This is a genomic window from Corynebacterium sp. H78, from assembly GCF_037572275.1.
GTDB lineage: Bacteria > Actinomycetota > Actinomycetes > Mycobacteriales > Mycobacteriaceae > Corynebacterium.
Map to the genome: position 1 here is coordinate 224,958 of NZ_JBBHKX010000003.1, position 19,322 is coordinate 244,279.

Here is a 19,322-nt window from a genome sequence, read left to right on the forward strand (position 1 = left end):
CTAGTGTGCGCGCAGGTTGTGCCTGCCACACAGCTGCATTTTCGTGTTTGCCACGCGGACGTTTCAGATCAATCAATTGACCTGCACTCTGACTTTTAGGCAACAACACCATGTCTTCTGCTATCCAAGCTGCTGCGGAAACCACGCCAGTCGCGTCGATTTCTCCATTCACTCTCGACGAGTACGTTTCGCTCTTCATTTATGACGGACCGTCGAGCCCCGAGATCCTTTCCAGTGATCTCGTGACTCTGATTTCCTAGTTCGAAACCACTAGCTGGGGTCTTGGCTGTAGGCCTCGTTCAGCGTTCGCGGGCCGCTCGCTAGCTTTCCTGGGTTGAGAATTCCGGCCGGATCGAACTCGCGTTTCACCGCGCGGAGCGCCTGAGCAAATAGTTCGGTGTTCTCTTCGTAGAACTGTGGACAGTGATCGCGGCCAATGCCGTGATGATGAGTAATCGTCCCGTCATGACTCATGATGGCATCACCGGCAGCAGTCTTGATATCGATCCACTGCTGAATTTCTTCGCCTTCCTTTTCCCGGAAGAAGTACGTGAAGTACAGCGAACATCCTGTGCGGTACGTGTGCGAAATATGGCAGAAAACGTAGGCTGGCGTGCCGTGTTTCTGCGCTGCTGCTTCCATCGCGCTCGTGACTTCGGCTTTCAGCTTTGCGACGTTACCCCAGGTCGTTGCTGTTTCCAAGGTGTCGACACCAACACGCTTGGTCATGAGGACATCGCGCAGATATGGGGAGGTGAATCGATGGTCTACCCACATCATTCCCGGGACACTGCCAAGGCGTACGCAGTGCTGTCGTGCAAACGCCAGTGCGAGCTTCTCCCGTGCGAGGCGGGCTGCGCGTCCAGAGCTGTCAGTGAAACCGAAGATAGCCATACAAGGGGTCGACATGCCACGAAGTTGAAGATACTTCTTCAGTCTCGTTTGAATCGTGGAGTTTCCAAGTTGTGCGATGCCAAAGGCTGTCTCTTTTTCATCGGATAGCCGTGCTAGGTGTGGTGTTGCTCCGGACTGCTCGAGCTGCTGAAGCGCGCGAGTACCCGCTTCAAAGTTGGGGAAGAAGTATGTATCGAAGAGCATCTTCTTGGTCTTCCGATGCAGCTGCAACGTAACCTGGGTAATGATTCCCAGTGTCCCCTCTGACCCCAGAAATAGCTCACGTGGATCGGGGCCAGCGGCTGACGACGGCATGTCCCGGAATTGCATGATGCCCTGTGGGGTGACTACACGAAGTCCGATGACGTTTCGATCAATTCGTCCATACCCGGACGACTCTTGCCCAGCAGAGCGGCACGACACCCAACCGCCGACCGTGGAGAACTCGAAAGACTGTGGGAAATGACCGCAGGTGAAGCCCTCGTCGTTCAGGGTTTTCTCGAGGTCCGGTCCATATACGCCACACTGGATCGTGGCTGTTTCGGCCTCGCGATCAATGTGCAGCACCTTGTTAAAAGCTGCGGTCGATACTGCAATTGCAGCGGTGAACCCAGCGGAGGATGACTCCACACCGCCAACCACGGATGTTCCTCCGCCAAAGGCAACAACAGCGATTTTCTGTTCGGAGCAGAGCTGAAGGAGCTCGAGCAGTGCTTCTTCGGTCTGTGGATAAACGACTGCGTCCGGGGCATCAGGCAAATCGGCGGCACGCAATCGGACGAGGTCAGGGTAGCTTCGCCCGACGCTGTGCTGTACTCGGGTGTCGTGGTCGACAGCGACGTTGTCGGCGCCGACAACGGATTGAATCGCCTCCACAGCATCGGAGGTCAAATGACTGTCGGGAATGGTGACGTCGTTGATGGCTGGTGGGGGATTCGAAGCGTGCCGATCCATCTCGATATCCCGCTCCAAGAGAGCGATGGCACTCGGCGTAAGTGGCTTATCGTGTCCGTCAGTTCCCCAACCCCACCATCGCATTCGGTGTAGTGGCTTACCAGGGTGGTCGTCGATTGTCATTGAGCGATCTCCGCCTAACGCTGTGTGTAAAAAACGCAGTGTGTATAAAAACAAGTCTTAGCAGTTGCGCGTTCTAGCATCCCTAAAATTGGCTCTGAATTTACAATTTTTCGAAAATTGTCCCAAAGTTATCTCAATCCGCTAATTTCTGTCAGCATAGGAAAGCTGTTTCGTTGAAGCTTGATTGAGGAGGCCACGTGATTGACGACTCTTCATCGTCACACAGTGCGGATGATGTGCAAACACCAGGAAAGCCACTCGTGCATGGGCTGTCGGGCAATGCCTATCCGCTGGGTTTCGCTCAGATTGAGACGGTGGCGCTCGTCGTCAATCCATTAGCCGGCTCAGGTATGGCACATCGAGCAGCTCAGCATGCGGTCGAGGCATTCGTAGAACGTGATGTCGACGTCGTTACGCTGCAAGGTTCCAGCCCTGATGATGCTCGCCACATGATGTCCGAGGTCATCGCTGATGACCGCTTTGACGCGCTCGTGGTCGTGGGCGGCGATGGTCTAGTCAATCTTGCATTGCAGGAACAAGCGGGCAGTGGCATGCCACTTGGGCTCATTCCGTCGGGAACTGGAAACGACCATGCACGCGAGTACTCGATTCCTCGCCATGATGCCCGCGCCGCTGCGCGCGTCATCGCCGACGGTTTTTGGACTCATACAGACCTCGCCCGCATCACTGATGCAGAGGGCAAGCAAATGTGGTTCGGCACGATCATGTGCTCCGGCTTTGACTCGCTAGTCACGGACCGCGCGAACACGATGTCCTGGCCACACGGAAAGAACCGTTATCATTTGGCTCTCGCACGCGAGTTCGTGAACTTCAAGGCGTTGCCGTTTCGGATCACGCTTGACGACGATGTCGTGCTCAATGACGAGATCACCTTGGCTGCATTCGGCAACACCCGATCGTACGGAGGTGGCATGCTGATTTGTCCGGCAGCGAACCATTGCGATGGGGTGATGGACATTACGGTCGTCGGCAAAGCTAGCCGACTTCGTGCGGGGCGGGCGCTGAGCAGCGTGTTCTCGGGGAAGCATGTTGAGTACGACGAAGTGACAACGCATAGAGCGAAAAAGGCCCACGTAGAGTACGTGGGCAATGGTGAGGATCTGAGCGTTTATGCTGACGGCGAGTACATGGCGAAGCTTCCAGTGACGGTGGAGATCGTGCCGGGCGCGGGCAAGTTTTTGGTGCCGCGCCCGTAGCCGAAGCTAGACCACCGGGGCGCTAGCGGCTCGCGTCGGCGGTGTCGTTGTCGACATCAACGTCAGCGTCCTCTTCGTCGTCGGTCATGCCGTCTTTGAGGCCGAACTCGCGTAGACGCTTGCGGTCTGCAGCCGATGCTGATGCAGTCAGGCGCAGCAGCTCGGCGTAGATACCACCGGATTGGGCAAGCTCAGCTGGGGAGCCGATCTCATGCACGTGGCCATCCTTCAATGTGACGATGGTGTCTACATCCGAAATCGTCGACAAGCGGTGCGCAATGATGAGAGTTGTACGACCCTCCATCAAGTGCTCGAGACCGTGCTGAACTTCGCGCTCTGCCTTGGTATCGAGGGCAGACGTTGCCTCGTCCAAGATCAGCACTGGAGCGTCCTTCAGGATCGCGCGGGCAATCGCGATTCGCTGCTTCTGGCCACCAGAGAGTTTGAGTCCGCGTTCGCCGATCATGGTGTCGTAGCCGTCCTTGAACTTCATGACGAAGTCATGAGCGTTTGCGCGCCGGGTGGCGTCAATAATTTCCTCGTCGGAGGCTGCCGGGCGACCGTACGCGATGTTTTCCCGGATTGTGCCGGAGAACAGTGCCGCGTCCTGGAAGACGACGCCGGTGGTGGCTCGTAGATCCGAGATTGACATGGTGGCTGCAGAGGTGTCGCACACCGTAATGTCGCCCTTGGTTGGCTGGTAGAAGCCGAGCAGCAAATTCACAATGGTGGATTTGCCACCACCGGACTCACCGACGAGAGCGATCTTTTCGCCCGGCGCAGCGGAGAACGTCACATCGGTCAACACTGCGTTGTCTTTTTCGTACTCGAAGGTGACGTTATTGAATGCCAGTGCGTCAGTGACGCCGTCGACACTCAACTTCGTGCCTGGCTGATCGAAGCCCTGTGCACCAGTACGGATTTCGCCGTTGGTTTCAGCCGCATCGAGCAGAGCCTTCGTTGCCGACGGCTCTGGATCTAGCTCCATGACGTGGAAGTAGTCCTTGGAGCCAGCGATTGCGCGTTGTGCAGCATCAACAATGAAGCTCATCATCGTTGCTGGTTGGCGTGCCATATTGACCAGCTGAATCAGCATAATCATGGTGCCGATGGTGAACTCGCCGTGGAGGGTGCGCAGGAAGATCATCACATAGATGCCAGCGAAGATGAGATTCAAGATGGCACCGCGAATGGAGTCCATCTGGTGCCACCACGAGGACTGCTTGCGCGACAACGACACTGTCGTGTCGAAGTGCCGACCAAAGTTGAAAATCTCACGCATCTCGGCAGTGAAAGAACGAGTAACCTTCACTTGGCCGATAACCTCGGCGAAACGACCACCAGCGGCGTCGATCTCCTTGTTTTTCTCGCCCTCGATCTTTTGCCACTTCTTCGAAGTCAGAGCCGTCAACCACATGTAGGTGGGGAACACCAACACCAGTAGGACGGCCAGCGGCCAGTAGTGCCAACCAGTAATCGCCAATACTGCGGCGATAGTGAGCAGCATGGGGAAGAAGTTGTTAGAGAACGTCTGGAGGAACTGCGTGATGTTCGTAATCGATCGCTCCAGGCGGGCGATAATCGTGCCTGTCACCTGGTTGTCGAAGTAGCGCTGTGGCAAGCCGAGAAGCTTTGCGAAATAGCGCGTCGACAAGATTTCGCGCATCCGGGCGGTCATAATATCGCCCAAGTAGCCACCAATATTGTGGATGATGGTCTGCGACAAGTCAGCAATGAGCAAGCCCGCTGTCAGCCACAACACTGTCGTCGTAGCCTTTTCGAGCACACTTTGGGCCGGGCCATTCGGGCCAGAATCAGAGATGGCAGACACGATCGCATCTGTTGCATCGCGCACCAGGAATGGGCTGATTAGTGTGGCCACCGCGGTGAGCAGTGAGCACACAATAATGCCGACGTAAAAAGGCCACAGCACCTTGGTGGTGCCGAGAATTCGCGCAAGTGATTGCACTACGAAAGCTCCTTCGCGCAGAGCGTAGATAGACGTCGAAGTAAGGACGATGCCAACTGTAGTGCCAATGGCTGATTAGTAAACAACTGCGTTCGTTGCGCTATCCGTCCACCAGGTGCCATGGGCGACGTTTTCAATCCACACCGTGACTTTCCGTGGCTCAGTCTGCGCGCGTGACGACGGCTCCGCCCACACTGCAGCACGGTCCACCACAATGCCGTGCGCACAGCGGGTAATCCAGTGGAATTCGCCAGGCTTATGCAGATCAACTCGGCGACCGGAGTCCGGTTCGACGGTGACCAAGATGTCGCCCAGGGCAGTGGCGTAGGTATCGGCGACGAGAAGCGTGACTGCGTCGTCGTTAGGCGGTGGGGTGAGTGCCTTGGGCGCTGCGTAAGGAGTGTTGAGGATTGCAGTAGTCATGCGGGTAGAACCTTCCAGAGTCGAGTGCTTCCGACCGTGCGGTGTGCACGGTGGCAGGTCGTATCCCCGGGAGTGGAAGGGCACCGTGGGCTCGCACCGCGGTTGCCAGGAAAGTGGACGGCTTTGTCCCGGGCAAAAGCCACTTTCCTTCTGGACCTGACCCCACTCTAGACTAAGCGGTCTACTTTATGTCAAGTCTTCGTTGAGAAGACGCTGCACCGCAGCCAAAGGCAGCTCCAGCCAATCTGGGCGATTCTGGGCTTCATACAAGCACTCGTAAATGGCTTTATCGAGGATGAAAGCGTTCAGGAGGCGCTCGTCGAAAAGCGATCCGGAATCGGGAGCGGAGGTCGACACTTCTGCATCCGGGTCGATCTGCGAGTAACCGCGAAGAAATTCAGCGATATTACGTGAAGCCCACTCGGCGACGCGCTGGCGAGCGGTAGCGGAATCATCGCGTCCTGCGAGAAGCGGGAAGTGCGCGGCGTAGTCGAAGGAGCGGATCATGCCCGCGATGTCGCGAAGTGGATGATCTGGCAGTCGGCGCTCTTCCCACGGACGCGACGGTTCGCCCTCAAAGTCAATGAGCAGCCAGTGTCGTGGCGTACGCAAGACCTGGCCAAGGTGTAGGTCACCGTGGATTCGCTGGACGACGACACCGTCTTTCGACACTGCCTCTGCTGCAGAAGTAAAGACCTTTTCCGCTGCGTCGGCACGCTCAGCAATTTCTGGGACAAGCCGTGCCACGTGGGCGAGGCGCTCACGCATGGGGGCGACCAGTTCCTCGCCGGATACTGCGCGATTGGCAGGCAAAGCAGCTGCGAGGTGGGCGTGTACTTCTGCGACTGCCTGGCCGAGCTGCAAGGCCTCGGTATCGAAGTCCGTACCGAGGTCGCTGATTTCGGTCAGCGGATCGCGAATGACATCGCGCACTGACGTCAGCGCCATGGCCCAGCCATCGGCAGAGTTTGGCAAAAAGGATTGCAACATGGCGGTGGTGTACGTATCCGTGGCGGAATCCTCGCCGATCTCTAACTCGATCCAACCAAAGAGATGTGGAACGGATTCACAGTTGGACGTAGACAGCGCAGCAAGCAATTCGACGTCGGCGTTCGTACCAGGGTGCAGGCGACGGAAGAATTTACACATCACGGCATCGTCAAAAATGACGGACGTATTGGACTGTTCGACACCCATTGGGCGACCATGCTCCGGCACATTCAACTCGGTGCCAGGAACGCGACGAAGATTCATCGCGCCCAGCGAGCCGGTCTTTAGTAGTTCTTGTCCCAGTGCCGTGACGCAGTCGGCATCGCCGAGCGCGTCATAGCCGATGACACCGTCGCCGTTGACCAAAATGGCAGGTGATGTCGACGTCTCATGGTCTGGCAACCCATGTGCCCAGGCGATGGGAAGCTGGTACGTCGGCGACGCAGCTGCCGTGTGCACAGCAACTATCACCATGTCAATATCTGGCACAGTGGCGTGGTCACGGATGGCTGGTGACGAATCGATAATCTCGATCGACTGAATGTCGGCAGCTTTGTCAGCAAAGAATCGCAAGGAAGGCAGCGTATGCGCCAACTCAGCAGCGATTAGATCTGTGGAGGGAATCTCAACGTGGCTCATCGCAATTAGCCTTTCTTCGAATCTGTGGTGGGGACATCAGTGGTGTTGCCGGTGGCAGTCGCTGGAACTGGTGCGTCAGAAATAGCTTGCGCTACAGGAACCGTCGGCGCAGCAGAAGACGCTTCCACGGAGGGAGCTTCGGGTGGTGCTTCCAACTCGAACCAGTAGAAACCGTGACCCGGCAAAGTGATCTGGTACGGCATCGAATCGATAGTGGGGAATGGGATGGAGCCGGTCAGCTCGATCGGAGTGCTGCGTGCGAACTCAGACAGATCCAACTCCACAGCTTGCGGATACTTAGACAAGTTATTGACACACAAAATGCGCTCGCCGTCGTACTCGCGCAAGTACGTGAACACGCTTGGGTTTGCGTTGTCGAGCTCTCGGAAATCACCCAACCCGAACGCGTTGTACCGCTTGCGCACATGAATCAAACGCCGCACCCAGTTCAGCAAAGAGTTCTTTGACGTGGATTGATTCTCGACATTGATGGCCTGGTATCCGTATGTCGCATCTTGAACCGTCGGCAAGTACAGCCGTCCCGGATCACACTTGGAGAAACCGGCGTTGCGGTCTGGGGACCACTGCATCGGCGTGCGAACACCATCGCGGTCACCCAGCCAAATGTTGTCGCCCATGCCGATCTCATCTCCGTAATAGAGAACCGGTGAGCCAGGCAGCGACAGCAACATCGCGTTAAACAGCTCCAGCTGGTTACGGTCATTATCGAGCAAAGGAGCTAGACGACGCCGAATGCCAATGTTCGCCTTCATGCGAGGGTCCTTCGCATATTCGCGATACATGTAGTCGCGTTCTGCGTCGGTTACCATTTCCAGAGTTAGCTCATCGTGATTTCGCAGGAAGATTCCCCACTGCGCAGTTTCTGGGATGTCCGGGGTGGACTCGAGGATCTCAGAAATAGGGAAGCGGGATTCCTTGCGAACCGCCATGAAAATACGAGGCATCAGCGGGAAGTGGAATGCCATGTGGCACTCATCGCCACCGGTGGCTGGGTCACCGAAGTACTCGACGACATCTTCTGGCCATTGGTTCGCTTCTGCGAGTAGCACGCGACCTGGGTACTCGTTATCCATGACGGCGCGGCAGCGCTTCAAGAAATCATGCGTTTCAGGCAAGTTCTCACAGTTAGTGCCTTCTCGCTCGAAGAGGTACGGCACAGCATCCAATCGGAAACCATCAATGCCAAGGTCGGACCAGAAGCGGAGGACATCGAGCATTGCTTCCTGCACGGATGGATTGTCGTAGTTCAAATCCGGCTGGTGGGAGAAGAAGCGGTGCCAGTAGTACTGACCGCGAACTGGGTCATAGGTCCAGTTGGATTCTTCGGTGTCGACGAAGATAATGCGGGCACCGGAGTACTGCTCGGGATCATCTGTCCATACGTAAAAGTCGCCATAAGGGCCATCCGGGTTCATTCGTGATTCTTGGAACCACTCGTGGGTATCGGAGGTGTGATTCATGACCAAGTCGGTAATCACGCGGATGCCACGGGCATGGGCTTCGTCGAGAAGCGTTTTGAAATCGTCGACGGTACCGAACTCCGGAAGCACTGCGCGGAAATCGCGAATGTCGTAGCCACCATCGCGGAGCGGGGAATCGTAGAAAGGCGGAAGCCAGAGACAATCGACTCCGAGCCATTGCACGTAGTCGAGTTTCTCGGTTAATCCGCGCAGGTCGCCAGACCCGTTGTTATCTGAATCGTTGAATGCGCGAACCAGCACTTCGTAGAAAACTGCACTGCGGTACCAATCATTCATGCAAACCACGGTAGGAGGAAATGGCGATCAGCGCAGTGGAATTTTGTGGAAACTGGCGCAGAATCCCACCGTAAACGCGATTAAAGACAGGTGGCGAACTAGCGCACATGTCGAGCATTCACAATGCTCACAAGCTTTTCAGCATCCGCGAGAGACAACTGTCGCGCTTTAGGCTTAACCGGGCCTGGAACCATATCAATTTCAACAGTGACTAATCCCAGTGCCTTCGAAATTGGTCCGGTGTGTGTCGTAAAACCCTGAATTCGATCCCACGGAACAATAGTGGTGACATTCCACAACCGACCATGCGTGACGACGAGTGCACGCGGACCAACAATGACTTTCTGTTGTTTCCAGTCGATTGGGGATAACCACCGTGCTTGACGTGGAGAGGCCAGCGTTAACTCTGGTGCAAGGCGTGGCTGTTCAGTGATTCGGTCAATGATTTGGTCGACAGTTTCATCGACCCGCACGGTGTCATCGACTGGGATGAGGGCTGTTGGGGCTTGCTCATCAGCGCCGTACCCTGCCACAGACATATGCGCTTTCGCCCACTGACGGCGTTTCCACCACAGTGGTTGGATGACACGGAATCCGTGGAGCCGATGGATAGGAATTGTTTGCCGACGCGTCGACAGCAGCCCGGCGCGAATGTGGAGCCGTTCAGCCTCATCGTCAGTGGAAAGAGTGAATCCGTACGACGTGCTCCACAGGCCCCAGACAACCATCACGATTGTAGCGAGGTAGATAGCCAAACTGATTCCAGTGGTGAGAAGAGAGCCCCCAGCGACACCGACGACGCCGGCCCACGATAGCTTCGTGGCTGCGAGAACCACGATGATAATGCCAACGACAACGAGCCCAACGGCGAAGAGAACACCGAGCAGCAGAATCGGACCGAGGATCAGCGAAACGAATAGCTTGACTGGATCGACGGGACCGTTGAGGACAGTCTCGTGCTGTGGCTCAACACTGGCTGCCGTCTCACCGTCCGCCGTCACGCTTTCTGTCTTCCCATGGGAAGGTGCTAGGGCCCAGGATTCACCGTCAGTTTCCGTTGGCGAAAGCGCAGCTTCCTGCTTCCCTCTGCGAGTTGCCTCCAAGATCTCTTGGCGAAGCGCCTTACATTGATCAACCTTGAGATACTTAATGGTCAGATCAGAATTCTGACCACCGGCTGTTTCGACTTTCAGTTCTGCCAATCCCACGAGCCTGGCGAGTAGTGGCTGATTAATATCGATTGCCTGAACTCGGTCGAACCGCGCGTTACGACGAGTCCTGAAAAGCCAACCTGCACCAATGCGGACTTCTTCGTCGGAAAGCTCGTAGAAGCGGTACTTCCAGGAAATCCAGGAAAATAGGCCGACGACAAGGACCAACAACACAAAGCCGCCAGTGAGGGCGAGCATTGCCCACAGAGTATCTTCGCGCAACCATGTGAAAAACAACCTGACTAATTCAAAGGAATTCGCCAGGATGGCCACGCCAGCGAGCACGATGAAGCGAATGCCGGTCAGGATAGGTGTGAGCGGATGAACTTGGTGACGCTGCGTTTCCATCACAGACCTGCCATGCGTTCGCGAGCCCGGTTGGATAGTCGTTCGCGAATCGCTTGTGCCTCTTCGCGTGGAATACCAACGATGGCGGCATCTGATGTCACCGATGCGGTGTTGAGCTTCAAGCGTGCCAGTCCGAATGCGCGAAGCAGGGGGCCTTCGGTGAGATCAACGAACTGAATACGGCCGTAAGGTACAACCGTGACGCTGCGCCACCAGCGGCCCTTGGCGACGAAAAAATCCTCGGCGCCTTCGAGGTAGCGATGCGCAGAAACTTGCCGGCCAATCAACCAGAAATCCCACACCCACAGTACGAGCACAAGGGCCGCCCCAATCCAGGCAACTAACGTCAAATACGGTGCATCCGCGGCAGGAATGATGGTCATCGACAAAATCGCCACGATGACGGCTGCAATGAGTAGTGGCCCGAACAAGATTGCGGCTGTGATTCGACGCACGGTGGCGTACTTTGGGGACACCTGAATGAGCCGAGGGTCATCGGGATTTAGGAGATCCACCTGTGGGTTATTGGTGTTCATAGTTTCAACACTACCTGCCACAGTGGCTGTAGAAGTGTCTGCATTTTCACGTGGCGAACTGGCATGATGGGGCCATGATTATTCGACGCTTCGACGATGATTTCGATCCCAACAATCCGGATTCGGAGGACCATCCGCGCGGGGAATCCGACGACAACTTCTTCAGCAAATACAAGCTGATCTGGGCTGTTCTCATCACGCTGATCACCTTGCTGTCGTGCTGGCAGCTGTTCCAGGTCGTGCTGGCGAGCTAAGGCTGGCGAGCTAGTGCTGACCAGGGTCGGCAGCTAGCTTTTCACAAATAGTTCGCGCACTGCCTTCCATGGATCGCTTTCCGACGACTCCTCGCACTCAGCACCGCCACCAGACCAAATATGGGATAGGCGGGCGGGCTCGTCGTAGGTTTCCCAGCCAGGTGAGCCGGTCCTGATAAATGACACGACTTGGTCGTGAAATGGGTGCCCGGCTTCGCGACCGAAGAAACGTGGCAACTCAATACAGTGTGGAGCGCCAGTGGTTGGCTTCCCATCAGGCCCAGTGCCGACGCCGTTGCCCGGGCGGAATTCGCCAACCCACGTTGGAAGACCAGCATTCGCGGTGGCATCGGCCACCCGAACTGCATTGGAGCGGATTGCCGAATCGCCCACCATCGAGGCGAAAGGGCGTTCCTTGTAGAAATCTGTCGGGAAGGCCCCACGGTTTCCGATTCGCCGTGAAAAAGCTCGAGCGAAGTATTCAGATCCCGGGATTCTGTCAATTGCCGTGAGCTGCCACGTTGCGTGAAATTCCTCGCTGGTCGCTGTGACGAGAGTAGGCACGGTCGGCGTGAACTCGGATAGTCGCGGGCCGACCGCCGGATCCGTTGGGGCGGGTGCTGCCATTAATCGGTAAGCCCGCTCAGCCTGAACAGGGCCGACCGCTGCCAGTGCTGACGATGTCGCCTTACGTCCGAGTGCGGTGGACAGGAGGGACCGTCGAAAAGCAGAACCTGACGATCTGGAAAAGGCCGGCGACATAGCTATCGCTCGCTGAATCTGACCTCGAGTGCGGGGATCGCCGGCAACCATCAGCGCCAGAGCAGCACCAGCAGATTGACCGGAAATAGTGATGTTGGAGGGATCGCCTCCGAAAGCAGCAGCGTTGTCGCGAACCCACTGGAGAGCGTTAACGAGATCCCCGACACCGCGGTACGGCTCGGTGGCGGAAAGGTCGGTGGCTAACTCTCCATCGGTGTCAGCATCGTCGAGGGGAGTGTCTCGCCAGAATCCAGCAAGTCGCTTGCGATAGCCGAGCGACACCATGACCACACCATTCCGAGCAAAATGACCACCATCGCACCACGGTTCGGAAGGATGACCAATTTCGTAGCGACCTCCATGAATCCACAGCAAAATCGGCTTTGGAGTATCTGGATCAGCCATCGGCGCGGTGACCGACAGGACGAGCTCAGCGTAGCGATCCATACGTCGACTCGTCCCGTCATGGGTGCGTGGCCGATCCGCGGTAGGACGTAGCGGAACGGATGGCTGATAGGGCTCGGCGTACGCGAAGGGGATGGAAAAGACACGTAGCGTCTGTTCTTCGTCGCACAGCCCCGTGAGTACGCCAGCGGGTGCCGTCACTGTCATGGGCTTCATATACCTAACCTATGTCAACATCGACGGCGCTACAGTGGAACTCTATGAACGACGCACAGAACGCACAGCAAGATCAGCCGAGTCAGAACATTCGCCCTGTAGCCGACAATCCGCTTTTGGTGCCATCTACGTTGCCGTATGGTTTGCCAGATTTCGCTGCCATCAGCGACGAACACGTTATCCCTGCTTTCCGTACCGCTTTCGTAGACCACGAAGCCGAGATCGCTGCAATTATCGCTAATCCTGAGACACCTACCTTCGAAAACACGATTGAAGCGATGGAAAAGTCCGGTCGTATGCTGGAACGCGTTGCCGCATACTTCTTCAATGTCGCGGGCACTGATGCCACTGACGAGCGTATGGCTATCGAAACGGTCGTGGCTCCGGAAGTCGCCGCTCATCTCGATTCGATTCGGCTGAATAAAGAGCTGTGGGAGCGTATTAAGCAGGTTGCAGCTCCGACCGGTGACGATGCCGACTCCGCGGAAGCCCGTCGTTTGTTGGACAAAATTCGTCGCCAGTTCCAGCGGGCCGGTGCCGATCTTGACGACGTCGACAAGAAGCGCCTCAGGGAACTCAATTCACGTCTGTCGCAGCTGTCTACTGCTTTTGGTGAGAACTTGTTGAACACCACAAATGACCTCGCAGTCGAGATTAACGATGAAGCCGAACTCGATGGGCTGTCCCCGTCCGCTAAGGATTCGCTTGCCCGTTATGCCAAGAAGAGTGACAAGGAATGTGGCTGGCTCATTCCGTTGGACCTGCCAACGGCTCAGCCCATCCTCGCTGACTTGAAGAACCCAGCGACCCGCGCCAAGGTGTACGAAGCATCTCGTGCTCGCGGTGGCGACGCGAATGCCGACATCGTGCTGGAAACGGTGCAGCTGCGCGCGGAACGTGCCCGTTTGCTGGGGTACGACACTCACGCTGACTATGTCATTGCTGACGAAACCGCTGGTTCTGCTGCCGCAGCAAAGAAGCTGTTGACCGATCTCGCACCTGCTGCAGTGGCCAACGCTGAGGGCGAGTACAAGCGCGTTGCCGACTTAGCTGCTGACGCTGTCGAAGCGGAAGTCACCGCCGCTGACTGGCCCTACTGGGCGCAGTTGCGTCGCGCCGATGAGTTCGCCGTCGATGAAGAGGAGCTGCGCCAGTACTTCCAGCTCGACCGGGTCATGGAGGATGGAGTTTTCTACGCGGCCAACCAGCTGTACGGAATCACGATGACCCGCCGTGACGATCTCACCGGTTACGCGCCGGGCACAACGGTGTGGGAAGTCACCGACGCTGGTGATGCCGGCATCGGCCTCATCATCACCGACTACTACTCACGCCCAACGAAGCGCGGTGGTGCGTGGATGAGCTCGTTCATGGACCAGTCGCGACTTCTGGACACCCGCCCGGTGGTCGTGAACGTGCTCAATATCGCGGAACCAGCGGAGGGTGAACAGGCCCTGCTCACCATGGACGAAGTCACCACTCTCTTCCACGAGTTTGGTCATGCGCTCCATGGCCTATTGTCGGATGTTCGCTACCCAACGTTCTCCGGTACGAACGTGCCTCGCGACTTCGTGGAATTTCCAAGCCAGATCAACGAAAACTGGGCACTCGAGCCGTCGATCCTGAACAACTACGCATTCCACGCAGACACTGGAGAGTTGATTCCGGAGGAGCTCGTCGCAAAGGTCAAAACTGCGCGCACCGCAGGCGAAGGCTTTGCGACGGTCGAATACTTGGGCGCCTCTGCTATCGACTTGGCGTGGCATTCGTTGACGCTGGAACAGGCTCAAGCAGTGGCTACGAAGGCGGAATCACAGTCGGCTATGCAGGTGGTCGCGGAGTTCGAGCGGGAAGCTCTCGAGGATTATCGACTGGTGGTAGAACACTTGACGCCTCGCTACACGTCGACCTACTTCAACCATATTTTTGCTGGTGGTTACTCCGCTGGGTACTACTCGTACTTGTGGGCCGAAGTGTTGGATGCAGACGGTTTCGGCTGGTTTGCGGACAACGGTGGTGCGACCCGAACCGGAGGTGAGCGTTTCCGCGACTTGATTCTGTCGCGCGGTGGCTCCATCGATTACACCGAGGCGTACCGTAATTTCCGAGGCCGGGACAAGGATATTCGTCCGTTGTTGGAACGTCGCGGACTCGTTGGAACTGCCGGATAGAATCGCTGAGGGGTAGGTGGCGATGACCCCACCGGTATCTCACAAGGGATTCAGGTGGGGTAGCATTGCTGGCCGTGAACGAAGTAGTGGACGCAGTCGGGCAATGGCTGACTCAGCTGTCCGTACTCGGACAAGTAACAGTGATGTTGCTTATCTTGCTGCCTGTCGGTGGTTTCGTTGCATTTCTTTTCGTAGGTCTAATCGACACAGTGTTTGGCCGGGTTTTCGGCAAAATCATCGTCGAAAACGAAATGGAACGAGTCACGCCACGTAAGAAAATTGTTCTGAAGGAAGAGGAAACCAACTAATGCGTAATTCACGAGTCAAGCTCGCACTGGTGGCCCTCATTCTCTTGGTGCTCATTGCAGGGGCATTGTCTCAGTACCAGTGGTAGCACCTGAAACTGCATTTGTACTCGGGGCGCGAGTGCTCTGAAACAAAAACACAGCCACTTATGGCCGAGTCGGCAACAATTTTGAGTGTTTTTCCGCCTCAAATGTTGCTCAGCCGGTCATAAGTGGCTGTTTGCTGTGTGGTTCTGCGTGCTGTGCAGCGCTAGCGAAGCTACCTACTTCGTGTTTGCAGCAGCGCTTTCGGTGGCAGCTTCAGCACTACCTGCGCTAGCAACTGCATCTGACTCTGTAAGAGTGTCTTCCTCCGCGAGGTCGTAGCTCTTGGTGCGGACACCAGGAAGTGGTGCAGGTAGACCCTTGGAGCGGTCAATGAAGAAGCACACGATAAACGCCACCACAGTTGGCAAGACCCACGACAGGGACTGTTCGTACAGTGGCACCTTTGCCAGCGCTGGAACGTATTCAGCCACATCGAAGTCGATGGTCCGCGCGAGATCCAGAACGGCGAACGCCATGGCAACTGCGACTGGAACGCGGTACGACCACACGAACTTGAACTTGGACGCAGCCTGGATCAAGGTGATGAATACCAGCGTCATAGCTGCTGGGTACAAGAACACGTTGAGTGGGATAGCAATACCAATGATGGTGTTCAGGCCAAGGTTAGCCATGAACAAACCAGCGAGGGTGAAAATGATTGCCCAACCGTTGTAGCCAACCTTCGGCACAAGCTCGCCAAAGAACTCGGCGGTAGCGGTAATGAGTCCAACGGCAGTGGTCAAGCACGCAAGCAGCACGATACCTGCGAAGAGCCACGCGCCGGCGGAGCCGAAGGACTGGGTAGCGACGTCGGCAAGCAAACGAGCACCGTTGTCGTAGCTACCTTCGACACCCTGGCCAAGCTGACCGAGGCCGAGGTACACAGCGCCCAGCAAAATAACCGCGATGACACCAGCGGAAATTGCGGAGGTAACAACCTTCGACTGTCCAGTGATGCCTTGGCGGCGCAGTGAGGAAATGACAACAATGCCGAAGACCAGTGCTGCGAGAGAGTCCATTGTGAGGTAGCCCTCGAGGAAACCAGTCGTGTACGGAGCATCAGCCCACTTTTCGGTTGGCGCACCGGGAGTGCCGGTCAGCGTCATCGTGCCCACAATGACAAGTGCAACGATGAGAATAAGGAGTACTGGGGTCAACCACTGGCCGATGGAGTCGACGATGCCGCTTGGGCGGATCGACAGCCACAGAGATACTGCGAAGAAGATCGCGGTAAAGAGGAACAATGCTAGGGCGGAATCAGTGCCGACCAGCCCGGCAGCACCAGTTTCAAAGGCGACTGATGCGGTGCGAGGAATGGCGTACAAAGCACCGATGGACAGGTAAACGGCGATGGAGAAAACCAGACCGAAAACCTTGCCAGCGCGAGTAGCAATATCGACTATGCCGTTGCCGGATACGGCCACAGCGATCACTGCGAGCATTGGTAGCAGCACGCCGGTGGACAAGAAACCAGCAATAGCGGGTACATAGTTTGTGCCGGCCTCGACGCCAAGTTGTGGCGGGAAAATGAGGTTGCCGGCACCAAAGAACATGGCGAAGAGCATTAAGCCAATGACAAGGATGGTCATCAAAGGCTTTTTAGACTGCGTTGTTTGCATTCTTTTATGTAACCAGGTCGCGCTGTGGAACCAATAACCAGGGCGTATGAGAACACCCTAAGTCATGGTGAGTGGTGTGCCTAGCTACCCGTTCATCGCTTTTGCGACGTCCGCAAACGATGGGTAGTCGACCAAGTCGCTGACCAACACTGCGTTGCCGTCGCCGTCGGTAAGTGGAACACACCAGTTCGGGTACTGGTCGTGAACCGTGCCCGGCTGGTTCTGGGTGCGCTTGTCCGACACCAAGTCGGTCAGCGCCGCGCACTTCAGCGCCGAAGGAGTGCGTGCGAGGTACTTGTGCAAACCTTCGATAAGGATGTCGACGTCAGGCAGATCATCGCGCTGCAATGCCTCGAAGTTCACGTATGCAGCATCGGTGTCTGCAAAACAGCCGGCAGACTGTGCTGCAGCCAGTACCTTGGCAATCCACGCGAAGTCACGCTTTTCTTCCTCGTCGGCATCGCTGAGGAGAATACCGAGGCGGTCGCGCAGCTTAATGTGCTCGCCGGCCAGGTATCCAGCAGTCGGTGGCAAGTCGTGCGTGGTTACTGAAGACAAGCACAACGAGCGGTAGTGCTCGGCTGGCTTCGGGTGATCACCGTCGGACTCGAACCACAAGATGGACGTACCCATCACGCCACGTTCGGCAAGGTAGTCCTGCACCCACGGTTCGAATGTGCCCAAGTCTTCGCCAATGACGACTGCGTCCGCGAGTTCAGCTTCCAACGCCAGGATGCCGACCATTGCCTCATGGTCGAAGTACACATAGGTGCCCTCCGTTGGTGGTTCCATGCGTGGCATGACCCACAGGCGGAACAGACCAAGAATGTGGTCAACGCGGATACCACCTGCGCGACGCAGGATCGTGCGCAGCATGTCACGCCACGGGCGGTAACCAGCCTTTGCCAACTTGTGTGGATTCCATGGTGGCTGCGACCAGTCCTGGCCCTGCTGGTTGAAACCATCTGGTGGGGCGCCCACGGAAATATCTGGGGCAAGCCATTCTGCAAGATTCTCCGCGTCGGCACCGCCTGGGTGAACGCCGACTGCCAGGTCTGCCATCACACCGATGCGCATGCCGGCATCGGTGGCTTCCTTCTGTGCGTTTGCCAGCTGCTCGTCGACAATCCACTGCATCCAGCAATGGAAATCCATCGTTTCCTGACGGAACGCCTCGATGTCCTCATGTGCCCCAAATGGCTCCACGTGATCTGCGAAGGAGTTGCTTGCAAACGATTCGTCGTCACGCGCAGCCAGGCGCAAATCGATTTCACGCTGAGTGCACCATTGCGCGTAGTCGTAAATGCCACGGCCTTCCTGAGCCAAGAAGCGCTCGTAATCACTCGCGCGAGCAGGGGACAGTGGCACCCTATGGACAGCGCGCAACACCCGCAGTTTCGCTGCGTAAATAGGATTGCGCTCGATCTCGGTGGTCGTGTGGTTCAACTCTCGGAACTCGGCAGCCGTTGCGCGTGCAACATCCGCCTCGTCCTCGTCCAAGTAACCGAACTCTGGGATCAGCTCAGGTCGGATATACAGAGGATTGGTGTAGCGACGCGTCGTCGGCAGGTACGGCGAGTTTTCGACTGGAGGACACGGCTCGGCTGCGTGGAGCGGGTTGATCAACACGAAATCAGCATCCGCGTACTTCGCAGCTTCCGCCACCAAATCCGCGAGCGTGGACAGATCGCCAATGCCCCAGCTTCGGTCCGAACGAACCGAGTACAGCTGCGCCATAATTCCAGAGGCAGGCTTTGCGACGAACTTGTCTGCCGTGGACAGCCGCTCAGGGGTGACCGCGAGATCACATTCCGCAATCTCGCCGTCATTGTCGGCGCGGAGGCGGTGCCAGCCGAGAGGCAGATCTTCAGGAATCGCGAAGGCGGCTTCGCCAATGGACACGCCGTCGACGACACGAGGTGCTACGTTGTGCTCGACTTGGGCAAATGGATGCACGGTGCCGTCGTTAAGTAAGGCAGAGACGGAGACCTTGGTGCCGTCTGGGACGTGCACGATGACGGTGTTGTAACGACCGCGACGGGTGACAACAGCCGGTGGTAACAGCTGAGACCAGCGATCATCGGCCCACGCCGTGCGTGCTGCCTCTACTTCCTCGTCGGTAGGGTCATCGCCTAAATCAATGTCTAGAGCCGCCAGCACCTTCAAAATGGTGCGGCGAGATACCGTCACATACTCGCCGTCAAAGGCGTAGTAGTTAGTGGCGATGCCGACATCTTTGGCCAAATCTGCCAGCGGGGAGGTCACGGGAATAGTCGCGTCGAGAGTGGTCACCTTTTTCATCATGCCAGCGAAAGGTGATTCAGGCGCGTTAACTGTCAAGGGAAGGTTGAACCGAAGTCGGGGACTGGTTGCAGAAAGACGCTCCAGAAACGGGAATAAATCTGCAGTAATGTTCTTTTG

The 19,322-nt window shown here is 56.7% G+C and carries 15 protein-coding genes; 5 read left to right on the forward strand and 10 right to left on the reverse strand.

Going from position 1 to position 19,322, the window contains the following annotated elements; all coding sequences use genetic code 11:
* The first annotated feature begins 110 nt into the window (after positions 1-110).
* On the forward strand, positions 111-260 hold the full coding sequence (locus WG934_RS07550; protein ID WP_339979461.1) for a hypothetical protein: 150 nt from the start codon (positions 111-113) through the stop codon (positions 258-260).
* A gap of 10 nt (positions 261-270) precedes the next feature.
* Here the strand turns inward: WG934_RS07550 and WG934_RS07555 are convergent, their stop codons facing one another.
* Entirely contained in the window at positions 271-1,971 is a 1,701-nt protein-coding gene (locus WG934_RS07555) for an FAD-binding oxidoreductase (protein WP_339989526.1), read from the reverse strand.
* A gap of 260 nt (positions 1,972-2,231) precedes the next feature.
* On the opposite strand from WG934_RS07555, the gene WG934_RS07560 reads away from it, so the two are divergent.
* Positions 2,232-3,188 carry a diacylglycerol kinase gene (locus WG934_RS07560; protein ID WP_445228228.1) on the forward strand — a complete coding sequence of 319 codons (957 nt, stop codon included), beginning with the start codon at positions 2,232-2,234 and terminating at the stop codon, positions 3,186-3,188.
* 22 nt (positions 3,189-3,210) lie between these two features.
* Here WG934_RS07560 and WG934_RS07565 read toward each other — a convergent pair whose 3' ends face one another.
* The 6 genes from WG934_RS07565 to WG934_RS07590 all read right to left on the reverse strand — a co-directional run bounded on the left by WG934_RS07565 (position 3,211) and on the right by WG934_RS07590 (position 11,082).
* The gene (locus WG934_RS07565) at positions 3,211-5,157 is read right to left on the reverse strand and encodes an ABC transporter ATP-binding protein (RefSeq protein ID WP_339989528.1); all 1,947 of its coding nucleotides are present in this window, start codon (positions 5,155-5,157) and stop codon (positions 3,211-3,213) included.
* A gap of 75 nt (positions 5,158-5,232) precedes the next feature.
* Complete coding sequence (locus WG934_RS07570) at positions 5,233-5,580, reverse strand: hypothetical protein (protein WP_339989532.1); 348 nt, start codon at positions 5,578-5,580, stop codon at positions 5,233-5,235.
* A gap of 186 nt (positions 5,581-5,766) precedes the next feature.
* The gene (locus WG934_RS07575; RefSeq protein ID WP_339989534.1) at positions 5,767-7,209 is read right to left on the reverse strand and encodes a maltokinase N-terminal cap-like domain-containing protein; all 1,443 of its coding nucleotides are present in this window, start codon (positions 7,207-7,209) and stop codon (positions 5,767-5,769) included.
* Positions 7,210-7,214: 5 nt separating this feature from the next.
* Positions 7,215-8,987 (reverse strand): maltose alpha-D-glucosyltransferase, encoded by a 1,773-nt coding sequence (treS, locus tag WG934_RS07580; RefSeq protein WP_339989536.1) that lies wholly within the window; start codon positions 8,985-8,987, stop codon positions 7,215-7,217.
* A 98-nt stretch (positions 8,988-9,085) separates the two neighbouring features.
* Positions 9,086-10,546 (reverse strand): PH domain-containing protein, encoded by a 1,461-nt coding sequence (locus WG934_RS07585; protein ID WP_339989632.1) that lies wholly within the window; start codon positions 10,544-10,546, stop codon positions 9,086-9,088.
* Positions 10,546-11,082 carry a PH domain-containing protein gene (locus tag WG934_RS07590; protein WP_339979474.1) on the reverse strand — a complete coding sequence of 179 codons (537 nt, stop codon included), beginning with the start codon at positions 11,080-11,082 and terminating at the stop codon, positions 10,546-10,548. The genes WG934_RS07585 and WG934_RS07590 overlap by 1 nt, the downstream gene beginning before the upstream one ends.
* Positions 11,083-11,156: 74 nt before the next feature.
* Here WG934_RS07590 and WG934_RS07595 point away from each other — a divergent pair, with 74 nt between their 5' ends.
* Positions 11,157-11,336, forward strand: a complete 180-nt coding sequence (locus WG934_RS07595; RefSeq protein ID WP_339979477.1) for a hypothetical protein — start codon at positions 11,157-11,159, stop codon at positions 11,334-11,336.
* A gap of 33 nt (positions 11,337-11,369) precedes the next feature.
* Here WG934_RS07595 and WG934_RS07600 read toward each other — a convergent pair whose 3' ends face one another.
* Entirely contained in the window at positions 11,370-12,719 is a 1,350-nt protein-coding gene (locus tag WG934_RS07600) for a carboxylesterase family protein (protein WP_339989539.1), read from the reverse strand.
* A 44-nt stretch (positions 12,720-12,763) separates the two neighbouring features.
* On the opposite strand from WG934_RS07600, the gene WG934_RS07605 reads away from it, so the two are divergent.
* Both WG934_RS07605 and WG934_RS07610 read left to right on the forward strand, forming a co-directional pair.
* Positions 12,764-14,890 (forward strand): M3 family metallopeptidase, encoded by a 2,127-nt coding sequence (locus WG934_RS07605; RefSeq protein ID WP_339989541.1) that lies wholly within the window; start codon positions 12,764-12,766, stop codon positions 14,888-14,890.
* Between the two features lie 74 nt (positions 14,891-14,964).
* The gene (locus tag WG934_RS07610; RefSeq protein WP_339979483.1) at positions 14,965-15,198 is read left to right on the forward strand and encodes a hypothetical protein; all 234 of its coding nucleotides are present in this window, start codon (positions 14,965-14,967) and stop codon (positions 15,196-15,198) included.
* A gap of 260 nt (positions 15,199-15,458) precedes the next feature.
* On the opposite strand, the gene brnQ is transcribed toward WG934_RS07610, so the two are convergent.
* Both brnQ and malQ read right to left on the reverse strand, forming a co-directional pair.
* Complete coding sequence (brnQ, locus tag WG934_RS07615; protein WP_339989543.1) at positions 15,459-16,871, reverse strand: branched-chain amino acid transport system II carrier protein; 1,413 nt, start codon at positions 16,869-16,871, stop codon at positions 15,459-15,461.
* A 114-nt stretch (positions 16,872-16,985) separates the two neighbouring features.
* Positions 16,986-19,205, reverse strand: a complete 2,220-nt coding sequence (gene malQ / locus WG934_RS07620; protein WP_339989545.1) for a 4-alpha-glucanotransferase — start codon at positions 19,203-19,205, stop codon at positions 16,986-16,988.
* Positions 19,206-19,322 lie beyond the last annotated feature (117 nt).

What these genes read in the sequence shown, in the direction of transcription:
- treS (WP_339989536.1), bottom strand. Translation starts at nt 8,987, where the DNA reads ATGAATGATTGGTACCGCAGTGCAGTTTTCTACGAAGTGCTGGTTCGC.
- WG934_RS07570 (WP_339989532.1), bottom strand. Translation starts at nt 5,580, where the DNA reads ATGACTACTGCAATCCTCAACACTCCTTACGCAGCGCCCAAGGCACTC.
- WG934_RS07595 (WP_339979477.1), top strand. Translation starts at nt 11,157, where the DNA reads ATGATTATTCGACGCTTCGACGATGATTTCGATCCCAACAATCCGGAT.
- WG934_RS07590 (WP_339979474.1), bottom strand. Translation starts at nt 11,082, where the DNA reads ATGAACACCAATAACCCACAGGTGGATCTCCTAAATCCCGATGACCCT.
- WG934_RS07555 (WP_339989526.1), bottom strand. Translation starts at nt 1,971, where the DNA reads ATGACAATCGACGACCACCCTGGTAAGCCACTACACCGAATGCGATGG.
- WG934_RS07585 (WP_339989632.1), bottom strand. Translation starts at nt 10,546, where the DNA reads ATGGAAACGCAGCGTCACCAAGTTCATCCGCTCACACCTATCCTGACC.
- WG934_RS07600 (WP_339989539.1), bottom strand. Translation starts at nt 12,719, where the DNA reads ATGAAGCCCATGACAGTGACGGCACCCGCTGGCGTACTCACGGGGCTG.
- malQ (WP_339989545.1), bottom strand. Translation starts at nt 19,205, where the DNA reads ATGATGAAAAAGGTGACCACTCTCGACGCGACTATTCCCGTGACCTCC.
- WG934_RS07550 (WP_339979461.1), top strand. Translation starts at nt 111, where the DNA reads ATGTCTTCTGCTATCCAAGCTGCTGCGGAAACCACGCCAGTCGCGTCG.
- brnQ (WP_339989543.1), bottom strand. Translation starts at nt 16,871, where the DNA reads ATGACCATCCTTGTCATTGGCTTAATGCTCTTCGCCATGTTCTTTGGT.
- WG934_RS07575 (WP_339989534.1), bottom strand. Translation starts at nt 7,209, where the DNA reads ATGAGCCACGTTGAGATTCCCTCCACAGATCTAATCGCTGCTGAGTTG.
- WG934_RS07605 (WP_339989541.1), top strand. Translation starts at nt 12,764, where the DNA reads ATGAACGACGCACAGAACGCACAGCAAGATCAGCCGAGTCAGAACATT.